Source organism: Streptomyces sp. SJL17-4 (assembly GCF_036826855.1).
GTDB lineage: Bacteria > Actinomycetota > Actinomycetes > Streptomycetales > Streptomycetaceae > Streptomyces.
Genome location: NZ_CP104578.1, coordinates 6,281,156 through 6,299,916 on the forward strand (window position 1 = coordinate 6,281,156; position 18,761 = coordinate 6,299,916).

Genomic DNA, 18,761 nt, shown 5'->3' on the forward strand with positions numbered 1-18,761 from the left:
GATGCACAAGACCCTGATCGTAACCAACGACTTCCCGCCGCGTCCGGGCGGAATCCAGGCCTTCCTGCACAACATGGCCCTCCGCCTGGATCCCGAACAGATCGTGGTGTACGCCTCCACCTGGAAGCGCAGCCGCGAAGGGATCGAGGCGACGGCCGCGTTCGACGCCGAACAGCCTTTCACGGTCGTCCGGGATCGCACCACCATGCTGTTGCCCACACCTCGGGTCACGGCCCGGGCCACCGCGCTCCTGCGCGAGCACGGCTGCGAGTCCGTGTGGTTCGGCGCGGCCGCGCCGCTCGGCCTGATGGCCCCCGCGCTGCGCAGGGCCGGCGCACGGCGAATTGTCGCCACCACGCACGGGCACGAGGCCGGCTGGGCCCAGCTGCCCGCCTCCCGCCAGCTGCTCCGGCGGATCGGCGAGGGCACGGACACCATCACCTACCTCGGCGAGTACACCCGCTCCCGGATCGCCGCGGCCCTCACGCCGGCCGCGGCGGGCCGGATGACGCAGTTGCCGCCGGGCGTCGACGAGAAGACCTTCCATCCCGACTCGGGCGGCGCCGAGGTCCGCGCCCGGCTCGGGCTCAGCGACCGTCCCGTGGTCGTCTGCGTCTCCCGGCTCGTTCCGCGCAAGGGCCAGGACACCCTGATCAGGGCCATGCCGCAGATCCTGCGCCGGGTGCCGGACGCGGTCCTCCTGATCGTCGGCGGCGGCCCGTACGAGAAGGATCTGCACCGGCTCGCCGCCGAGACCGGGGTGGCCGGATCCGTACGCTTCACCGGTGCCGTGCCCTGGTCGGAGCTGCCCGCCCACTACGGGGCCGGTGACGTCTTCGCCATGCCCTGCCGCACCCGGCGCGGCGGCCTCGACGTCGAGGGCCTCGGCATCGTCTATCTGGAGGCCTCCGCGACCGGACTGCCGGTCGTCGCGGGCGACTCGGGCGGCGCCCCCGACGCGGTCCTCGACGGCGAGACCGGCTGGGTCGTCCGCGGCGAGTCCGCCGAGGACACCGCCGACCGCGTCACCACCCTCCTCCTCGACCCCGAGCTCCGTGCCCGCATGGGCGAGCGGGGCCGCGCCTGGGTCGAGGAGAAGTGGCGCTGGGACCTGCTGGCGGAGCGGCTCAGGGAGCTGCTGTAGCGGGCGGCTTCCGCGTCATGACATAGGTCCTGGCACCCCGACTTGAACACGTTCAAGTCGGGGTGCCAGGGAGGGCGTACGGACACGGCCGGAGGCCCGGAGCGTGGTCGCCCCGGGCCTCCGGCCGTACGTGTCCGACCTCCGGGATCAGGCCCGGTAGATCGCCTCGATCTCGTCCGCGAAGTCCTTCGCCACCACGTTCCGCTTCAGCTTCAGGGACGGGGTGATGTGGCCCGCCTCCTCCGTGAACTGCGCCGGAAGAATACGGAACTTGCGGACCGACTCGGCCTTGGAGACCGCCGCGTTGCCGTCGTCGATCGCGCGCTGGACCTCCGCCACCAGGTCCGCGTCGTCGCGGAGGGTGGCCGCCGTCGAGCCCGCCGGCTTGCCGTGCTCCGAGGCCCAGCGGCCCAGGAACTCCTCGTCGATCGTGACCAGCGCGCCCACGAAGGGGCGGCCGTCGCCGACCACCATGCACTCCGCGACCAGCGCGTGCGCCCGGATCCGGTCCTCGATGACCGCCGGGGCGACGTTCTTGCCGCCCGCCGTCACCAGGATCTCCTTCTTCCGGCCGGTGATTGCGAGGTAGCCGTCCTCGTCGAGGGTGCCGATGTCGCCCGTGTGGAACCAGCCGTCCGCCAGCGCCTCGGCCGTCGCCGCCTCGTTGTTCCAGTACCGCGAGAAGATGTGCTCGCCGTGCAGCAGCACCTCGCCGTCGTCGGCGATCCGCACCACCGAACCCGGCAGCGGCTGACCGACCGTGCCGATCTTCTGCCGGTCCCAGGGGTTGAACGCCGTCGCCGCACAGGACTCCGTCAGGCCGTAGCCCTCCAGGACCGTGAAGCCGATGCCCCGGAAGAAGTGACCCAGCCGCTCACCCAGCGGCGCGCCGCCCGAGATCGCGTACTCGCCGCGGCCGCCGAGCACCGCCCGCAGCTTGCTGAAGACCAGCTTGTCGAAGATCTTGTGCTTCAGCCGGAGGCCGAAGGACGGGCCCTGCGGCGTGCTCAGCGCCCTGCTGTACGCGATCGCCGTGTGCGCGGCCTTGTCGAAGATCTTGCCCTTGCCGTCGGCCTGCGCCTTGGCCCGCGCCGAGTTGTAGACCTTCTCGAAGACCCGGGGCACGCCCAGGATCAGCGTCGGCCGGAACGAGGCCAGCTCGTCCGTGAGGTTCTTGATGTCGGGGACACAGCCGAGACGGATCGGCGCCATCACGGACGCGATCTCGACGAGCCGACCGAAGACGTGCGCGGCGGGCAGGAAGAGCAGCACCGAGCACTCGCCGGTACGGAAGAGGGGCTTCAGCCGCTCCACCACGTTGCCGCACTCGGCGAAGAAGGCCCGGTGGGTCAGGACGCAGCCCTTGGGGCGGCCCGTCGTGCCCGAGGTGTAGACGATCGTCGCCGGGTCGTCCGCGTTCGCCGCCGACATGCGCTCGTCGAGCAGCTCGTCGGACACGTCCATGCCGGTCGTGGTGAGCTGCGCGACCGCGTCGTCCTCGATCTGCCAGACGTCCTTCAGCTCCGGCAGGTCCGCCCTTACGGACTCCACCGACGCCTGGTGCGCCGCGCTCTCGACGAGCACCAGCGTCGCGCCCGAGTCGCCGAGGATCCACTGGATCTGCTCCGGCGAGCTGGTCTCGTACACGGGCACGGTCACACCGCCCGCGCTCCAGATCGCGAAGTCGAGGAGCACCCACTCGTACCGCGTACGGGAGAGCAGTGCGACCCGGTCGCCCGGCTCGACGCCGGCCGCGATCAGACCCTTGGCGGCCCCGCGGACCTCCGCGAGGAACTGCGTCGCGGTCACGTCCGTCCACACGCCGTCGACCTTGCGGCCCATGACGGCGACGTCTGGGTGCTGGGAGGCGTTGCGGCGGATGAGATCCGTCAGGTTGCCGTCCGCGGGGACCTCGTACAGGGCCGGAAGGCTGAACTCGCGCAAGACTGCTGCTCCTCATCGGGCGCCGGCGCCACGGCTCTGTGTGATGCACCGGTGAAGTCCAAGAACTGGCGGGTGCTCCGTGGGGGAGAGCACGACTGGACTGCCCGGACGTTACCCATCAGTACATGGTTCCGGATAGGGGGTTCCGGCCAGATGTTCCGTGCGTCACACATCTGTGGCGGTGCTCTCCGCACAGTAATCCACAGCTTTCCCGACTCGGAAGTAACCGCAGGTGACACCCCCTAAGGTGGGGCCCATGCGAGTCCATGTGGTCAGTGACGTGCACGGCAACGCCGGAGACCTCGCCAGGGCGGGGGACGGCGCCGACGCCCTGATATGCCTGGGGGACCTGGTCCTCTTCCTCGACTACGCCGACCACAGCCGGGGGATCTTCCCCGACCTCTTCGGCGTCGAGAACGCCGACCGGCTGGTCGAGCTGCGCACCGCCCGACGCTTCGACGAGGCCCGTGACCTGGGGCGTCGCCTCTGGGCCGAACTCGACGTCGACCGCGAGACCGCGATCGAGGCCGCGGTCCGCCGCCAGTACGCCGAACTCTTCGCCGTCTTCCCCACCCCCACGTACGCCACCTACGGCAACGTCGACATCCCCCGCTTCTGGCCCGAGTTCGCCCGGCCCGGGACGACCGTCCTCGACGGCGAGCGGATCGAGGTCGGCGGCCTCGTCTTCGGCTTCGTCGGCGGCGGTCTGCGCACCCCCATGCGCACCCCGTACGAGATCTCCGACGAGGAGTACGCGGCCAAGGTCGAGGCCCTCGGCGAGGTCGACGTCCTCTGCTCCCACATCCCGCCCGACGTGCCGGACCTGACGTACGACACCGTCGCCCGCCGCTTCGAGCGCGGCAGCCGGGCCCTGCTCGACGCCATCCGGCGCACCCGGCCCCGCTACGCCCTCTTCGGCCACGTCCACCAGCCGCTGGCCCGGCGGATGCGGATCGCGTCGACCGAGTGCGTGAACGTCGGCCACTTCGCCTCGACGGGCAGACCCTTCGCCCTGGAGTGGTGACGGGCCCCGCGCCGCAGCGCGATAGCCTTCCGTCGGCACGTCTGTGCCCCTTTGACTTCCGCCGGACCGCACAGTGGAGGAGCCACCACGATGGCCGAACACACCAGCTCGAGCATCACCATCGAGGCGGCACCGGCCGACGTCATGGGCGTGATCGCCGACTTCGCCCGCTACCCCGAGTGGACGGGCGAGGTGAAGGAGGCCGAGGTCCTGGAGACCGACGAGGCCGGCCGCGCCGAGAAGGTGCGGCTGCTGCTCGACGCCGGCGCGATCAAGGACGACCACACCCTCGCGTACACCTGGACCGGGGGCAACGAGGTCAGCTGGACGCTGGTCAAGTCCCAGATGCTGCGGTCACTCGACGGCTCGTACCGGCTGGCGGAGGTGGGCGGCGGTGACCGCACCGAGGTCACCTACCAGCTGACGGTCGACGTGAAGATCCCGATGCTCGGCATGATCAAGCGCAAGGCCGAGAAGGTCATCATCGACCGGGCGCTGGCAGGGCTGAAGAAGCGCGTCGAATCCGGCGTGTGAGCCCCGGAGGGGGCCGGTCACGTCCTCCCGTACGAGCGTCGGGAGGGCGCGGGTAACGTCCTCCGCATGCGGATCATCCTTGTCACCGGTTCCGGCGGCGCCGGTCGCACCACCGTCGCCGCCGCCACCGCCCTCGCCGAGGCGCGCGCCGGCCGCCGCGTCCTGCTCGTCTCCGAGGACGTCGAACCGCTTCCCGCCCAGGACGGACTCCGCCTCCTGCGCCCCCGGCCGGCCGCTGACTTCCGCCGTGAGTTCCTCTCCCTCCAGGCCCGCTCCTCCGCCGCCCTCGACCTGCTGGGCGCCGCGCCCTTCGAGGACGCCGAGCTCACCGAACTTCCCGGCAGCCGCCAGTTCGCCCTGCTGCGCGCCCTGCGCGACGCCGCCGAAGGCGACCACGAGCTCGCCGTCGTCGATCTGCCCCCGCTCGCCGAGGCCCTCGCCCTCCTCGCCCTGCCCGAGCAGCTCCGCCGCTATCTGCGCCGCCTCCTGCCCCCGGAGCGGCAGGCCGCCCGCGCCCTGCGCCCGATGCTCGCCCAGCTCGCCGGGGTCCCGATGCCCGCGCAGTGGCTGTACGAGACCACCGGGCGCTGGGAGACCGAGCTGGCCGCCGTCCAGTCCGTCGTCGACGCCCCCACCACCAGCGTCCGGCTGGTCCTCGAACCCGGCCCCGCCGCCGTCCGCGCCCTGCGCACCGCCCGGCTCGGCCTCGCCCTCCAGCGCCTCGCCCTCGACTCCGTCGTCGCCAACCGGCTGCTGCCCGCCGACTCCGAGGACCCCTGGCTCGCCGGACTCACCACCCAGCAGCACCGGCACCTCGCGGAGCTCCGTACCACCGGCGCCGCCGGCGGCGTGGTCGACGAGCTGCCGCACCTCGGCCGGGACCCCCGCGGACCCGAGGACCTCGCGCTGCTCGCGCCCGCCCGGCGCCCGGCGGCCACCCCCGAGCCCGTACCGGCATGGTCCGTCGAGGACCGGCGCGAGGAGGACGGCGTCCTGGTCTGGCACATCGGCCTTCCCGGGGCCGTCAAGGAGGATCTGTCCCTCGTCCGCAGGGGTGACGAACTGCTGCTCACCGTCGGCGCCTTCCGTCGCAACGTGCCCCTGCCGGCCGCCCTGCGCCGCTGCACCGTCACCGGCGCGGGGCTCGTCGAGGGGGACCTCCGGGTGCGCTTCACCCCCGACCCGGGACTCTGGCCCCGTACCCCCTGAGGGGGCGTGTACCGTCGAAGTACCAGCCAGTGAGGAGTACGCCATGAGCGATTCGGACGCCTGGGCCAAGGCGTGCGCCGAGGACCTGGAGGCGGAGAAGGCCCGCCGCCGGGCGCAGCACGGGTCCCCGACCGGCTCCGCAGCCGACGAGTTCCGCAAGCTCTTCGAGGCCGTCGCCGACAAGGTCTCCGGCGGCATCGGAAACCCGCTGCTCGCGGGCCAGGCCGCGCAGACCGTGCAGCAGCTCGTCAACCAGGCGAAGGCGGTCGTCGAGCCCGTCATCGAGCGCAACCCGCAGGTCTTCGACCACCTCGCCGCCGCCGGGAACGAGCTGCTCGCCGCCTACCGCTCCGCCGTCGAGGGCCACGAGAGCCGCTGGACGCGCGACGGGAAGGTGACCCCCGACGACCCGCGCGACCCGCGCCGGGACGCCGACGGACCGGCCGGCGACGACGCGAAGCCCGCCGCGGAGCACGACCGCAAGGACGACGAGGGGCCCGGAACCGGCCAGCACATCGACCTGGACTGATCGGTACGCCCGTCCCCCTCGGGTACGGTGGGCCTTAGCGGGGCTCGACCGAAAACTGAGGGACACATGGGACTCACCATCGGCGTCGACATCGGCGGCACGAAGATCGCGGCCGGCGTGGTCGACGAGGAGGGCAACATCCTCGACACGCACAAGGTGCCCACCCCGCCGACCCCCGAAGGCATCGTCGACGCGATCTGCGCCGCCGTGTCCGAGGCCGGCAAGGGCCACACGATCGAGGCCGTCGGCATCGGTGCCGCGGGCTACGTCGACGACAAGCGTGCCACCGTCCTCTTCGCGCCGAACATCGACTGGCGGCACGAGCCGCTCAAGGACAAGGTCGAGCAGCGGGTCGGCCTGCCCGTCGTCGTCGAGAACGACGCCAACGCGGCGGCCTGGGGCGAGTACAAGTTCGGCGCCGGCCAGGGCCACGAGGACGTCATCTGCATCACCCTCGGCACCGGCCTCGGCGGCGGCATCATCATCGGCAACAAGCTGCGCCGCGGACGCTTCGGCGTGGCCGCCGAGTTCGGCCACATCCGGGTCGTCCCGGACGGTCTGCTGTGCGGCTGCGGCAGCCAGGGCTGCTGGGAGCAGTACGCCTCCGGGCGCGCGCTCGTCCGCTACGCCAAACAGCGCGCCAACGCCACCCCCGAGCGGGCCGAGGTCCTCCTCGGGCTCGGCGACGGCACCCCCGAGGGCATCGAGGGCCGGCACGTCAGCCAGGCCGCCCGCGCCGGCGACCCGGTCGCCGTCGACTCCTTCCGCGAGCTGGCCCGCTGGGCCGGTGCCGGCCTCGCGGACCTGGCCTCGCTGTTCGACCCCTCGGCGTTCATCGTCGGCGGCGGAGTCTCGGACGAGGGCGATCTCGTCCTCGACCCGATCCGCAAGTCCTTCCGGCGCTGGCTGATCGGCGGCCAGTGGCGCCCGCACGCGCAGGTCCTCGCGGCCCAGCTCGGCAACAAGGCCGGACTGGTCGGCGCCGCGGACCTGGCCCGCCAGGGCTGAGCGGTCCCTCCTGCGACAACCGCCCGTCGCGTCCCTGTGGACGCGGCGGGCGGTTGTCGTACGTTACCTGTCATGGCGATCAGTGAGCTGCCCAACTCCCGCACCGAGGAGGACGGTTCGGCCGTCCTCCGGGTCCTCAGCTACAACGTGCGCTCGATGCGCGACGACGAGGACGCCCTCGCCCGGGTCATCCGGGCCTGCGACCCGGACCTCGTCTTCGTCCAGGAGGCCCCGCGCTTCTTCCGCTGGCGCAAACACGCCGCCCGGCTCGCGGCCAAGAGCGAACTCGTCATGCTGAGCGGCGGCGCCACCGCGGCCGGACCGATGCTGCTCTGTTCCCTGCGGGCCACCGTGGAACGCACCGAGGACGTCCTGCTGCCCCTCACCCCCGGCCTGCACCGGCGCGGTCTCGCGACCGCCGTCGTCCGCTTCGCCCAGGCCCGGGTCGGCCTCATCAGCTGCCATCTGAGCCTGCGGAAGGACGAGCGGTACGCCCAGGCCGGGATGGTCCTCGACCGGGTCGCCGCCCTGGGGACCCCGTACACCCTGGTCGCCGGGGACCTCAACGAACGGCCCGACGGGCCCGCCTTCCGGCGGCTCGCGAAGGAACTCCGGGACGGGTGGGAGGTCAGCCCCTGGGGAGGCGCGAACACCTCGACCCCCGCCGACCCGCACCAGCGGATCGACGCGATCCTCGCCACCCCGGGAGTCGAGTTCCTCGGCTGCGGGGTGCCCACGGACCTGGATCCGGCGGATCTGCGGGCCGCCACCGATCACCTTCCGGTGCTCGCGGCGGTCCGCGTCCCCGCGGCGAACTGAGGCCCGCCCGCCCGTCGGCCGGGGCACCCGGCCACCGGCTCGGCGGACGGAGTCCGGCGCAGCCGCCCGAAGCCCGCGAGGCGCCCTGGTGCCGAGCGGTGCGAGGGCGGCGTCAAGAGGTCAGACGACCGCGCCGCGGCCCGGGTCGTCGAAGCCGTCGTCATCGTCGTCGTGCTTCATACGGGCCACCAGGGTCGCGAAGCCACCGAGGAAGCCGCCGATGCACAGCGTGGTCAGCCACCAGGTCATGTCCCAGCCGAGCAGCACGGCGACCAGCATCAGCACCGGGCCGCCGACCACGGCCAGCCAGGCGAACTTGGTCGTCACGTCCGCCTCGGGCAGCGGAGGCGGCTCCGGCGGCACGAAGTGGCCCTCGTCGGAGCCGCCGGGCCCGTCGTCCGGTTCGGCGGGGGAGTAGTCGCGGGGACCGGCGGGACGAACGCCGGGAGCGAAGACGACGGAGCTGCCGAGTGAGGGCCGCTCGGGACCCGCCTCAGGCTCCTCCTCCGCCCCGGGCTCCTCGTCGGCTTCCGGCGGTGTCCCGCCGGTCGTCGGCCTCGGCTTCCAGGGCGTGCCCTTCCCGGCGGCCGGCGCCGGCTTCACCGGCCGGACCTCTCCGCCGTCCTCGCCCTCGTCGCCCTCGGCCTCCGGCTCCGGGAGCGACAGGTTCTCGACGGTCCGGTACGGCTTCGCACCCGGCGGGTCCGCAGGCTCCTCGCCGTACCCCGCGACGATCGCGGCCCAGGCCGCCTCCTCGTCGATGGGCTGCGGCTCCCGCCCGCCGCCGTCCTGCTCCTCAGCCACCGCTCCTGCTCCCCTGTTCGTCGACCAGACCCGGCGCGAGACGCTCGACGAAGGCCAGGCTCTCGTCGAAGATCCGCTCCGCGTCATGGTCCAACGTCGCCACGTGGTAGCTCTGTTCCAGCAGGATCTCCTTGACGTCCGTCGAGGAGATCCGGGAGAGGATCCGGGCCGAGTCGACGGGCGGCACGACATGGTCCTGGGGGCTGTGGAGCAGCACCACCGGCTGCGTGACCTGCGGAAGCTCCGCGTCCACGGTCCGGAAGAACTGCCGCAGGGAGTGCGCGGCGTGCAGCGGCACCCGGTCGTAGCCGATCTCGGTCACGCCCTCCTTGGCGATGTCGCTGGCGATGCCCTTGTTCGACGGGACCAGATGCCGGACGACCGGCAGCGCGTGCGCGGCCAGGCCGTGCACCTTGTTGGCCGGATTGACCAGGACGATGCCCTTCACGGCGTCGCCGTGCCGGGCGGCGAGCCGCAGGGTCAGCGCCCCGCCCATGGAGAGGCCGAAGACGAAGACGGTCGCGCACCGCTCCAGGAGCTCGCTCAGCGCCCGGTCGACCTCGGCGTACCAGTCCTGCCAGGTGGTGAGCTGCATGTCCTGCCAGCGGGTGCCGTGGCCGGGCAGCAGCGGCAGTGACACCGTCAGACCGCGCACGGCCAGATACTCGGCCCACGGGCGCAGCGACTGCGGGGAACCGGTGAATCCGTGACAGAGAAGGACGCCGACCTCTCCGCCTTCATGGCGGTACGGCTCGGCTCCGGGAAGGACCGGCACCGGGGTCTCCTGTTCGCTCGACTTCGCGTTCGCCTTCGGGTGCGCCTTGGGTGCGCCGAAGCGACGGAAAATAGGGAAGGACCTTCACGGTACGCGACCGGACCGACACCGACCAGGGCCGTAGCCGGGGCCGTACGCCGGTACGGGATAAAGTCGTCGCGACGGCACACGGAAGGCATGGCGAGTTGATCTACGGCGCAATGAAGTTCTCCCTCGGAGGGTCCCTGAAGCTTGCCTTCCGGCCCTGGGTGGAGGGTCTGGAGAACATTCCCGCCGAGGGGCCCGCGATCCTGGCGAGCAACCACCTGTCGTTCTCCGACTCCTTCTTCCTGCCGGCCGTGCTCGACCGCAAGGTCACCTTCATCGCCAAGGCGGAGTACTTCACCTCGCCGGGTGTGAAGGGCAAGCTCACGGCCGCCTTCTTCAAGGGTGTCGGCCAGCTTCCGGTGGACCGGTCGGGTGCCCGCGGCGCGGGCGAGGCGGCCATCAAGGCCGGCATCGAGGTCATCGAGAAGGGCGGGCTCTTCGGCATCTACCCGGAGGGCACCCGTTCGCCCGACGGCCGCCTCTACCGCGGCAAGCCCGGCGGCCTCGCGCGGGTGGCCCTGGCCACCGGCGCGCCGGTGATCCCGGTCGCCATGATCGACACCGAGAAGATCCAGCCGCCCGGCAAGGTCGTCCCCAAGCTGATGCGTCCGGGGATCAGGATCGGCAAGCCGCTGGACTTCACCCGCTACCAGGGCATGGAGGGGGACCGCTTCATCCTCCGATCGGTGACCGACGAGGTCATGTACGAGATCATGAAACTGTCCGGCCAGGAGTACGTCGACATCTACGCGACCGCCGCCAAGCGGCAGATCGCGGACGCGGAGAAGGCGGCCAAGGAGGCCGTGAAGGCCGAGATCGCCGCTCGGGAGGAGTCCGGCGCGTAAGCGTCCGGCAGGTGGACGTCCGGCGCATAGGCGTCCGGCGGGCAGGCGTCCCGTCCGGGACGTCCGGGGGTGGGGGAGATGGCCAAGCGCGAGCGGGTCGTGCGCATGTCGGTCGAGCAGCCGTTGTGGCGGGCACTGACCGGCTACCGCGTCCTGACCATGGTCTACGCGGTCCTGCTGGCCGCCTTCGGCCGTGACCGGTACGAACGGCCCTGGATCGCCGTCGCCTTTCTGGTGGTGATGTGCGTCTGGACCCTCGCGACCCTCCCCAAGGTGGCGAACGCGGCCAGCTGCACCAAGCGCTTCCTCGGCGTCGACCTCACCATCGCCCTCGTCGGCATCCTCCTCACCCCGCTCGCCGACGCCCACGCCCAGACCATCGAGAGCCCCACCCTGCCCTCGATATGGACCGCCGGATCCGTCCTCGCGTACGCGATCAAGGGCGGCTGGCGCTGGGCCGGCGTCGCCTCCTCCCTCGTCGCCGTCGCCAACATCATCGAACGCGGCCACCCCAGCCGGGACACCCTCCACAACGTCCTCCTCGTCTGGGTGGCCTCCATCGCCATCGGATACGTCGTCGAGGTCGCCCGCGCCTCCGAGCGCACCCTCGCCCGCGCCCTGGAGATCGAGGCCGCGACCCGCGAGCGGGAGCGGCTTGCCCGCGACATCCACGACAGCGTCCTCCAGGTCCTCGCGATGGTGCAGCGGCGCGGCACCGCCCTCGGCGGCGAGGCGGCGGACCTCGGCAGGATGGCGGGGGAGCAGGAGGTGGCCCTCCGCACCCTCGTGGCCGGCGGCCTCATCCGGCCCAGCCTGGTCTCCGAGGACGAGTCGGAGGGAGCCGTCGTCCGGGTCGTCGACGTGGACGACGAGCCGGACGACGACACCCCGGTCGACCTGCGGCTGCTGCTCGCGCCGCGCGCCGGGGCGAAGGTCACCCTCTCCGAACCGGGCGCGCCCGTGCTCCTCGCGCCGCCCGCCGCCCGCGAGCTGGCCGCCGCCGTCGGCGCCGCGCTGGACAATGTGCGGGTGCACGCGGGGGAGGACGCGAACGCGTGGATCCTGGTCGAGGACTGGTCGGACGAGGTGATCGTCACCGTCCGGGACGACGGCCCCGGCATCCCGGAGGGCCGCCTCGCGGAGGCGTGGGGCGAGGGCCGGATGGGCGTCGCCCTCTCCATCCGGGGGAGACTGCGGGATCTGGGCGGCTCGGCCGAGCTGATCTCGGTCCCCGGGCAGGGCACGGAAGTCGAGTTGAAGGTTCCACGGGGGAAGGCAGGACAAGGAAGATGAGCGAGCAGCAGCAGATCAGAGTGATGGTCGTGGACGACCACCCGATGTGGCGGGACGCGGTCGCCCGCGATCTGGCGGAGGCGGGCCTGGACGTGGTCGCCACGGCGGGCGACGGCGAGCAGGCGGTGCGCCGGGCCCTCGCGGTCGTGCCCGACGTCCTCGTCCTGGACCTGAACCTGCCGGTGAAGCCGGGCGTCCAGGTGTGCAAGGAGCTCGTCGGCGGCCGGCCGGGACTGCGGGTCCTGGTCCTCTCGGCGAGCGGCGAGCACGCGGACGTCCTGGAGGCGGTCAAGTCGGGCGCCACCGGCTACCTCCTCAAGTCGGCGAGTACGGAGGAGCTGATCGACGCCGTACGACGGACGGCGGCCGGCGACCCCGTCTTCACCCCCGGCCTCGCCGGACTGGTCCTCGGCGAGTACCGCAGGCTCGCGACCGAGCCCGCCCCCGCGGTCGGCACCGACGAGCCGAAGGCCCCGCAGCTGACCGAGCGCGAGACGGAGGTCCTGCGGCTCGTCGCCAAGGGCCTCAGCTACAAGCAGATCGCCGAGCGTCTGGTGATCTCGCACCGCACGGTGCAGAACCACGTCCAGAACACGCTCGGCAAGCTCCAGCTGCACAACCGGGTGGAACTCGTCCGGTACGCCATCGAGCGCGGCCTCGACGACGCCTGAGGCGACAGCAGCCCGGCGCGCCGGGCAGGGCGACGGGACGGGCCGTATATTCGCGAGGAGTGCGCATATCCGGCCCGATCGCCGTCGACGAGGGGAATCCCGTGGAAATCCTGGCATTCGGTGTGCAGGCGGACGAGAAGCCCCTCATCGAGAAGGCCTTCGCGGGGCACCACGACGTCCGCTGTCTGAGCGTCTTCCTCAGCGAGGACACCGCGCCCATCGCGGCCGGCTACGAGATCATCTCCACCAGCGTCAACGCCAGCCTGGACCACCGGGTCCTGCAGACCCTCGCCGCCGGCGGGACGCAGATGATCGCCCAGCGCTCCACGGGCTTCAACAACATCGACCTGGAGGTCGCCGAGCGTCTCGGCCTCACCGTCGCCCGGGTCGCGTCCTACTCGCCGTACTCCGTCGCCGAGTTCGCCTGGACCCTCGCCATGGCCGTCAACCGCCGGATCGTCCGCGCCTCCAACCGGACCCGCGACTTCGACTTCCGGCTGGACGGGCTGATGGGCCGTGACCTGCGGGGCCGTACCGTCGGGGTCCTCGGCACCGGAAAGATCGGCGAGGCCTTCACCCGCATCGCCCACGGCTTCGGCATGAACCTGCTCGGCTGGGACGTCGCCGAGAACCCCGCCTGCGTCGAACTCGGCATGAAGTACGTCGAGAAGGACCGGCTCCTCGCCGAGGCCGACCTCATCAGCCTCCACGTGCCACTGCTCCCGTCCACCCAGCACCTCATCGATGCCGCCGCGCTCAGGTCCATGAAGGACGACGCGATCCTGGTGAACTCCAGCCGGGGCGGACTCGTCGACACCGACGCGCTCGTCGCCGAACTGCGGGCCGGCCGCTTCGCGGGCGTGGGCCTCGACGTGTACGAGGCGGAGGCCGGGCTCTTCTTCCTCGACAAGTCCCTGGAGGTCGTCGAGGACGACACCCTGGCCCGCCTGGTCACCTTCCCGAACGTGGTGGTCACCTCGCACCAGGCGTACTACACCGAGGACGCCGTCGGCCAGATCATCGACACCACGGTCCAGAACGTCCTCGACCACACCGCGGGGCGGCGCGGCGAGAACGTCCTGGTCCCGAGGAGCTGATCAGACAAGCACTCCCGCGAGCAGCGAGGCGGTGAGCGCCGCGCCGTCCGTCGTCAGCACCGACTCGGGGTGGAACTGCACCCCCGCGAAGCCCGGCCCGCGCAGCGCGTGCACCTCACCCGTCTCCGCGTCCCGGCTCACCTCGATCCGGTGCAGGGCCAGCTCGGTCGCCGCCCGGTCGTCGCAGCGGGCGGTGAAGCTGTTGTAGAAGCCGACCGTCCGCTGCTGTCCGAAGAGGTCGATCCGCAGCTGGGCACCCTGGAACGGGGTCCGCTTGCGGACGATCTCCAGGCCCAGCTCGGCGGCGATCAGCTCGTGCCCGAGGCAGACACCGAGGAGACCGTGCCGGTGGTCCCGTACGAGTTCGGCCGTCAGCGCGCGCAGGAAGCGCATCTTCGGGTCGCCGGCGTCCGAGGGGTTCCCGGGACCGGGGCCGAGGACCACCGGACCCTCGTGGGCGAGCGCGAGTTCGCGCAGTCCCGGCTCGTCGTAGCGGAGCACCGACACGTCGAGGCCCGAGGAGCGCAGGACGTGCGCCAGCATCGCCGTGAAGGTGTCCTCGGCGTCGATCACCAGGGCGTGGCCCGACAGTTCGGCCGAGCGGGCCTGCATCTTCAGCCAGAACGGCGCGAGATCGGCCCGGCGCGCGTCCAGGGCGGCCCGTACCCGCGGGTCGTCGGCCAGCCGCGGAGGTACGGCGGCTCCGTCGCGCGGCCGGCCCTCCCGTACGCCGAGCGCGGTGAGCACCCCGGCCGCCTTCGCGTGGGTCTCGGCGACCTCGCCCGCCGGGTCCGAGTGGCGTACGAGCGTGGCGCCGACCGGCACCCGGAGGTGCCCGTCGGAGGCGATGTCGGCCGTCCGGATCAGGATGGGGGAGTCCAGGGTCTGCGCGCCGCTCTCGTCGGTGGAGAGCAGGGCGAGGGCACCGGCGTAGTAGCCGCGCCCACCGACCTCGTGACGCTCGATCACCCGGCAGGCGTTCTGCACGGGCGAGCCGGTCACGGTCGCCGCGAACATCGTCTCCCGCAGCACCTCCCGCACATCCAGGCTGGAACGGCCCCGCAACTCGTACTCGGTGTGCGCGAGATGGGCCATCTCCTTGAGCCGCGGACCGATCACCACCCCGCCCATGTCGCCGACCGTGCACATCATCTTGAGCTCCTCGTCGACCACCATCGACAGCTCCTCGGTCTCCTTGCGGTCGGCGAGGAAGGCGAGCAGGCCCTCGGTGGTCGGGGCGGCCCCGGCCGGGTAGCGGTACGTGCCGCTGATCGGGTTCATGACGACCGTGCCGCCCGACATCCGCACATGCACCTCGGGGCTCGCCCCGACCAGGGTCCGGTCGCCGGTGTGCACGACGAAGGTCCAGTACGCGCCCCGCTCACCGGCGAGCAGCCGGCGGAACAGGGCCAGCGCGTCGGCCCGCCCGAAGCCCGGGATCTCCCCGGTGTACGTCCGCCGGATGACGAAGTTCGCGCCCTCGCCGGAGCCGATCTCCTCGTCGATGACCCGCCGCACGATCCCGGCGTACTCCTCGTCGGAGACGTCGAAGCCACCGTCCTCGACGCGTACGTCGTGCGCGGGCAGCTGCTCCAGGGCCTCGGCGAGCGGCAGCTCGTAGGACTCGTCGGCGACCAGGACGGAGAGCGGGGTGCCGTCGTCCCGTACGTCGAAGCCGCGCTCCCGGATCTGCCGGAAGGGCACCAGGGCGAGGGCCGGCCGGGGGCCCACGGGCAGCTCCGCGAGGCGCTCGGCCTCGTGGACCCGGCCGATCAGGACCTCGACGGTGTCGTGGTCACGGCCCGGCGTTCGGCGGCGCACCAGGGCGAAGGGCGGGCTGGAGGGGTCGAGGAGACGGGAGAGGTCCATGAGGCGGGTCGTTCCTTCCGAGTGGAGTACGGAGAGGAACGGCCCCGGGTACGAGAAAGGCCGCCCCTCGGGCGGCCTTCGCGTGTCTGTCGGTGTACGCGCAATCAGTGGGCCGCCGGATGAGCGGTCCACCACCAGTTCTGGATCTGCGAGGCGTACATGCGAGCACTGTAACCCAGCGGGAAGCCGCCGGGCGACGGAAACGGGGCCCGGTCCGCACCGTGGACGGTGCGAGCCGGGCCCCGAGGTTCCTGAGCTGTCCGGTCCCTGAGCTATCCGTTCGAGATCAGAAGATCAGGTTGTAGGTCTGCCAGCCGGGTCCGACGTTGACGCGGGTGGCGTACGGGTTCGGGTAGGTGTTCACGTTCTTGTAGAACCACAGGGTGCCGGAGCCGTCACGGGCGATCAGGTCGGGCTTGCCGTCCTTGTCGAGGTCGCTCGGACCGACCATGACGTTGTAGGCGTTCCAGCCGGCGCCGACCCGGCCACGGGTGGCGAACGGGTTCGGGGAGCCGCCCGTGTTCTTGTACAGCCACAGGACGCCGGACGTGTCGCGGGCCACCAGGTCCGGCTTGCCGTCACCCGTCATGTCGCCGGTGCTGATGAGCTCGTTGTAGATGTTCCAGCCGCCGCCGACCCGGACGCGGGTCGCGAAGGGGTTCGGGGAGGCGCCGGTGTTCGTGTACAGCCACAGCACGCCCGAGGCGTCGCGGGCGATCAGGTCCGGCCGGCCGTCGGCGTTCATGTCGCGCGCGCCGAGGAGCTTGTTGTAGATGTTCCAGCCGCCGCCGACCCGGAGGCGGGTCGCGAACGGCGCGGAGGGGTTGCCGGTGCCCCGGTAGTACCAGAGCACGCCGTCCTTGTCCCGGGCCACGGCGTCACCGGTGCCGTCGGCGCGGAGGGCGGTCATCGGCGTGATGGCGTTGTACGCCTGCCACCCGGGACCGACCCGGTAGCGCGTCAGGAACGGCGCGGCGCCGGAGCCGGTGCCCTGGTACTGCCAGAGGACACCGGAGGCGTCACGGGCGAGGAGGTTGTAGCGGTCGTTCGCGGCGACGGGGGTGGCGCCGGGCGCCTCCGTGATGTCGCTCTGCTTCACCCAGACGATCTTGTGGTGGAAGCGGATCGGCACGAACATCGTGGTGCCGATGACGTTCTTCTGGGCGGAGCCGAACCAGTCGTCGCCCTTCACCGCCGGGCCGGCCTTCACGTAGGCCTGGTTCGAGGCGAACGTGAACTTCGTCAGAGAGGCGTTCTCGTCACCCGGCGCGGACAGCCCCGCCGCGGTGTAGGCGGCGGTCTCCGGGAAGGAGCGGCCGTAGACCTTGGCCGTGGTCAGGCCCGACTTGACCTTTACGGTCGTGGCGCCGTTGACGGGCGCGGTGTACTGGCCGCCGGGGTTGTGGAACCAGGCCTTCTGGCCCGCGTACCAGATCGCCGTCCAGTCGGTCCGGGCCTCCGCCACGACGTACGTGCCGCCGGCACGGACCTTGTTGCCGTAGTTCGAGCCCTCGGTCGCTCCCGAGGTGAAGTACGGGTCCTTCAGCGTCGTCCCGCTCGTCGACGGGGTCGTGTACAGGTAGCCGAAGTTGGACGGACGCGCCGGGACGGCCGTGCCGCCGGTGGTCAGCTTCGGCTGGTTCGCCGTGGTGAACGGCGGCACCACACGGACTACCTGGCCGGCCCGGAGCAGGCCGCCAGCGCCCTTGTCGCCCTGCGGCGCGCCCAAGAGGGACATGTAGTAGTTCCAGTCCCAGTACGGGCCGGCGTCCCAGTGGAGGTTGGCGAGACCGGCGTCCGTCTGGAGCGCCACCTCGTCGTGACCGATGATGTGCTCACGGTCGATCGGCACGCCGTACTTGCTCGCCAGGAACTTCACCAGTTCGGCGGAGGAACGGTACTGCTGCTCGGTGTACCAGCTCCCCTCCTTGATGGCGTAGCCCTCGTGCTCCACGCCGATGGCGTGCATGTTGTGGGTCCAGTTGCCCGCGTGCCACGCCAGATGCTTGTTCTCGAGCATCTGGGTGACCTGGCCGTCCTGGGCCCGGATCAGGTAGTGGGCACTGCCGCCGCCGTTCGGATCGGTCAGCACCTTGAGCGAGCCGTCGTAGCCGCCCTCGGTGTCGTGGATGACGATCTGACGGATGTCCACACCCTGGTTGGGGCGGTCGCCCGCGGTGTAGTTCTTCTTCCCGGTGGAGGAAGGGACGGTCAGCTTGACGTCGCAGTTCAGACCGGCGGGGCACTCGGGGACGGTGGCGTCCGCCGTCGTGCTCGCGAACGTCGCCGCCAGCGGCACGTTCGACGGCTTGACCGGCTCGACCGACGGGTCGGCCGGCAGGGCGACCTGCTCGCCGTCGAGGGTGACCGCCCGCTCGCCCTCCTGGATCGACTCGAAGACGCGCTTCGCGAAGAGGTCGGCGCCCTTCTTCTGAGGGGACTGGCTGTAGCGGGCCACGGCCGGGTACCAGTCGCCCGCGTCGTCGGACAGCTCGGCGCCTGCCTGCTTCTGGTATTCGGCGAGCAGCGCGGCGCCGGCCCGGATGGAGGCGGTGGTGTCGTTCTGGACGGCCTCGCTGGAGCTGTCGATCAGCTCGGCGGCCTTGTCCAGGGTGTGGAGCCGGGGGTCGTCGGTGTCGACGAGCGCCTGCTCCAGGATCTGCCGCACCTTGGCGCGGTCGAAGGTCTTCTCGATCTCCGGCCGGCCGGAGCCGTTGAAGTGATCGATCTGCTCGTCGGTGACCTCCTGCGGCACGTCCTCCGGGTCGACCTTCGTCAGACCCATGACGTTGTACGCGCCGGTCACGCTCGGCTCGCCGTCGTGCGACTCCCAGCGGGTCTGCTGGTACGACACCGCCATCAGCACGCTCTGCGGCACGTCGAACTCGCGCGCCGCGTTTGCGAACTGCGACTGGAGGGAAGGGTCCCCAGCAGCCTTGTCGTCGCCCGCCGCGCCGAGAAGGCTCGGAGAGGCGATGGCGATGGTGCCGATCGTGGCGGTCGCCACGACGGCGGCCGCCGCGCCGTACAAGAGTCTCTTCGTCTTGCGGTCTCTGCGGTGCCTCTGGGTCACGCCCACCCCTGTGATTCGACTGTTCAAAGTGAAACG

The 18,761-nt window shown here is 71.6% G+C and carries 16 protein-coding genes; 11 read left to right on the top strand and 5 right to left on the bottom strand.

Annotated elements, in window-relative coordinates; genetic code table 11:
* Position 1: 1 nt before the first annotated feature.
* A complete protein-coding gene (locus N5875_RS28220; RefSeq protein ID WP_338496970.1) occupies positions 2–1,144 on the top strand; it encodes a glycosyltransferase family 4 protein in 1,143 nt (380 codons plus the stop codon).
* Between the two features lie 147 nt (positions 1,145–1,291).
* Here the strand turns inward: N5875_RS28220 and N5875_RS28225 are convergent, their stop codons facing one another.
* A complete protein-coding gene (locus tag N5875_RS28225; protein WP_318211276.1) occupies positions 1,292–3,088 on the bottom strand; it encodes an AMP-dependent synthetase/ligase in 1,797 nt (598 codons plus the stop codon).
* Positions 3,089–3,344: 256 nt separating this feature from the next.
* Between N5875_RS28225 and N5875_RS28230 the strand changes: the two genes are divergently transcribed.
* The 6 genes from N5875_RS28230 to N5875_RS28255 all read left to right on the top strand — a co-directional run bounded on the left by N5875_RS28230 (position 3,345) and on the right by N5875_RS28255 (position 8,211).
* Positions 3,345–4,112 carry a metallophosphoesterase gene (locus N5875_RS28230; RefSeq protein ID WP_318211275.1) on the top strand — a complete coding sequence of 256 codons (768 nt, stop codon included), beginning with the start codon at positions 3,345–3,347 and terminating at the stop codon, positions 4,110–4,112.
* A gap of 90 nt (positions 4,113–4,202) precedes the next feature.
* Positions 4,203–4,646, top strand: a complete 444-nt coding sequence (locus tag N5875_RS28235) for an SRPBCC family protein (protein ID WP_318211274.1) — start codon at positions 4,203–4,205, stop codon at positions 4,644–4,646.
* Between the two features lie 66 nt (positions 4,647–4,712).
* Entirely contained in the window at positions 4,713–5,855 is a 1,143-nt protein-coding gene (locus N5875_RS28240; RefSeq protein ID WP_318211273.1) for an ArsA-related P-loop ATPase, read from the top strand.
* Between the two features lie 43 nt (positions 5,856–5,898).
* Positions 5,899–6,384 carry a DUF5304 domain-containing protein gene (locus N5875_RS28245; RefSeq protein WP_318211272.1) on the top strand — a complete coding sequence of 162 codons (486 nt, stop codon included), beginning with the start codon at positions 5,899–5,901 and terminating at the stop codon, positions 6,382–6,384.
* A gap of 66 nt (positions 6,385–6,450) precedes the next feature.
* The gene (locus N5875_RS28250; protein ID WP_318211271.1) at positions 6,451–7,392 is read left to right on the top strand and encodes an ROK family glucokinase; all 942 of its coding nucleotides are present in this window, start codon (positions 6,451–6,453) and stop codon (positions 7,390–7,392) included.
* 72 nt (positions 7,393–7,464) lie between these two features.
* Positions 7,465–8,211 (top strand): endonuclease/exonuclease/phosphatase family protein, encoded by a 747-nt coding sequence (locus tag N5875_RS28255; protein ID WP_318211270.1) that lies wholly within the window; start codon positions 7,465–7,467, stop codon positions 8,209–8,211.
* A gap of 120 nt (positions 8,212–8,331) precedes the next feature.
* Here the strand turns inward: N5875_RS28255 and N5875_RS28260 are convergent, their stop codons facing one another.
* Together N5875_RS28260 and N5875_RS28265 are read right to left on the bottom strand one after the other, a co-directional pair.
* Positions 8,332–9,015, bottom strand: a complete 684-nt coding sequence (locus N5875_RS28260) for a hypothetical protein (protein WP_318211269.1) — start codon at positions 9,013–9,015, stop codon at positions 8,332–8,334.
* Positions 9,008–9,790, bottom strand: coding sequence for an alpha/beta fold hydrolase (locus tag N5875_RS28265; protein ID WP_318211268.1), 783 nt, complete (start codon positions 9,788–9,790; stop codon positions 9,008–9,010). Before N5875_RS28265 ends, N5875_RS28260 begins: the two co-directional genes overlap by 8 nt.
* A gap of 185 nt (positions 9,791–9,975) precedes the next feature.
* On the opposite strand from N5875_RS28265, the gene N5875_RS28270 reads away from it, so the two are divergent.
* From N5875_RS28270 to N5875_RS28285, 4 genes are all read left to right on the top strand, one after another.
* Positions 9,976–10,722: a lysophospholipid acyltransferase family protein gene (locus tag N5875_RS28270; RefSeq protein WP_338496973.1), complete on the top strand. Its 747-nt coding sequence runs from the start codon at positions 9,976–9,978 to the stop codon at positions 10,720–10,722.
* A gap of 78 nt (positions 10,723–10,800) precedes the next feature.
* Complete coding sequence (locus N5875_RS28275) at positions 10,801–12,015, top strand: DUF5931 domain-containing protein (RefSeq protein WP_338496975.1); 1,215 nt, start codon at positions 10,801–10,803, stop codon at positions 12,013–12,015.
* A complete protein-coding gene (locus tag N5875_RS28280) occupies positions 12,012–12,686 on the top strand; it encodes a response regulator transcription factor (protein ID WP_318211266.1) in 675 nt (224 codons plus the stop codon). Before N5875_RS28275 ends, N5875_RS28280 begins: the two co-directional genes overlap by 4 nt.
* A 101-nt stretch (positions 12,687–12,787) precedes the next feature.
* The gene (locus N5875_RS28285; protein ID WP_318211265.1) at positions 12,788–13,783 is read left to right on the top strand and encodes a 2-hydroxyacid dehydrogenase; all 996 of its coding nucleotides are present in this window, start codon (positions 12,788–12,790) and stop codon (positions 13,781–13,783) included.
* On the opposite strand, the gene N5875_RS28290 is transcribed toward N5875_RS28285, so the two are convergent.
* Positions 13,784–15,652, bottom strand: a complete 1,869-nt coding sequence (locus N5875_RS28290; RefSeq protein ID WP_338496978.1) for an anthranilate synthase family protein — start codon at positions 15,650–15,652, stop codon at positions 13,784–13,786.
* A 286-nt stretch (positions 15,653–15,938) separates the two neighbouring features.
* Positions 15,939–18,725, bottom strand: a complete 2,787-nt coding sequence (locus N5875_RS28295) for an N-acetylmuramoyl-L-alanine amidase (protein WP_338496980.1) — start codon at positions 18,723–18,725, stop codon at positions 15,939–15,941.
* Positions 18,726–18,761 lie beyond the last annotated feature (36 nt).

Coding starts and splice junctions, on each gene's coding strand:
- N5875_RS28220 (WP_338496970.1), top strand. CDS start 2: ATGCACAAGACCCTGATCGTAACCAACGACTTCCCGCCGCGTCCGGGC.
- N5875_RS28230 (WP_318211275.1), top strand. CDS start 3,345: ATGCGAGTCCATGTGGTCAGTGACGTGCACGGCAACGCCGGAGACCTC.
- N5875_RS28235 (WP_318211274.1), top strand. CDS start 4,203: ATGGCCGAACACACCAGCTCGAGCATCACCATCGAGGCGGCACCGGCC.
- N5875_RS28240 (WP_318211273.1), top strand. CDS start 4,713: ATGCGGATCATCCTTGTCACCGGTTCCGGCGGCGCCGGTCGCACCACC.
- N5875_RS28245 (WP_318211272.1), top strand. CDS start 5,899: ATGAGCGATTCGGACGCCTGGGCCAAGGCGTGCGCCGAGGACCTGGAG.
- N5875_RS28250 (WP_318211271.1), top strand. CDS start 6,451: ATGGGACTCACCATCGGCGTCGACATCGGCGGCACGAAGATCGCGGCC.
- N5875_RS28255 (WP_318211270.1), top strand. CDS start 7,465: ATGGCGATCAGTGAGCTGCCCAACTCCCGCACCGAGGAGGACGGTTCG.
- N5875_RS28275 (WP_338496975.1), top strand. CDS start 10,801: ATGGCCAAGCGCGAGCGGGTCGTGCGCATGTCGGTCGAGCAGCCGTTG.
- N5875_RS28280 (WP_318211266.1), top strand. CDS start 12,012: ATGAGCGAGCAGCAGCAGATCAGAGTGATGGTCGTGGACGACCACCCG.
- N5875_RS28290 (WP_338496978.1), bottom strand. CDS start 15,652: ATGGACCTCTCCCGTCTCCTCGACCCCTCCAGCCCGCCCTTCGCCCTG.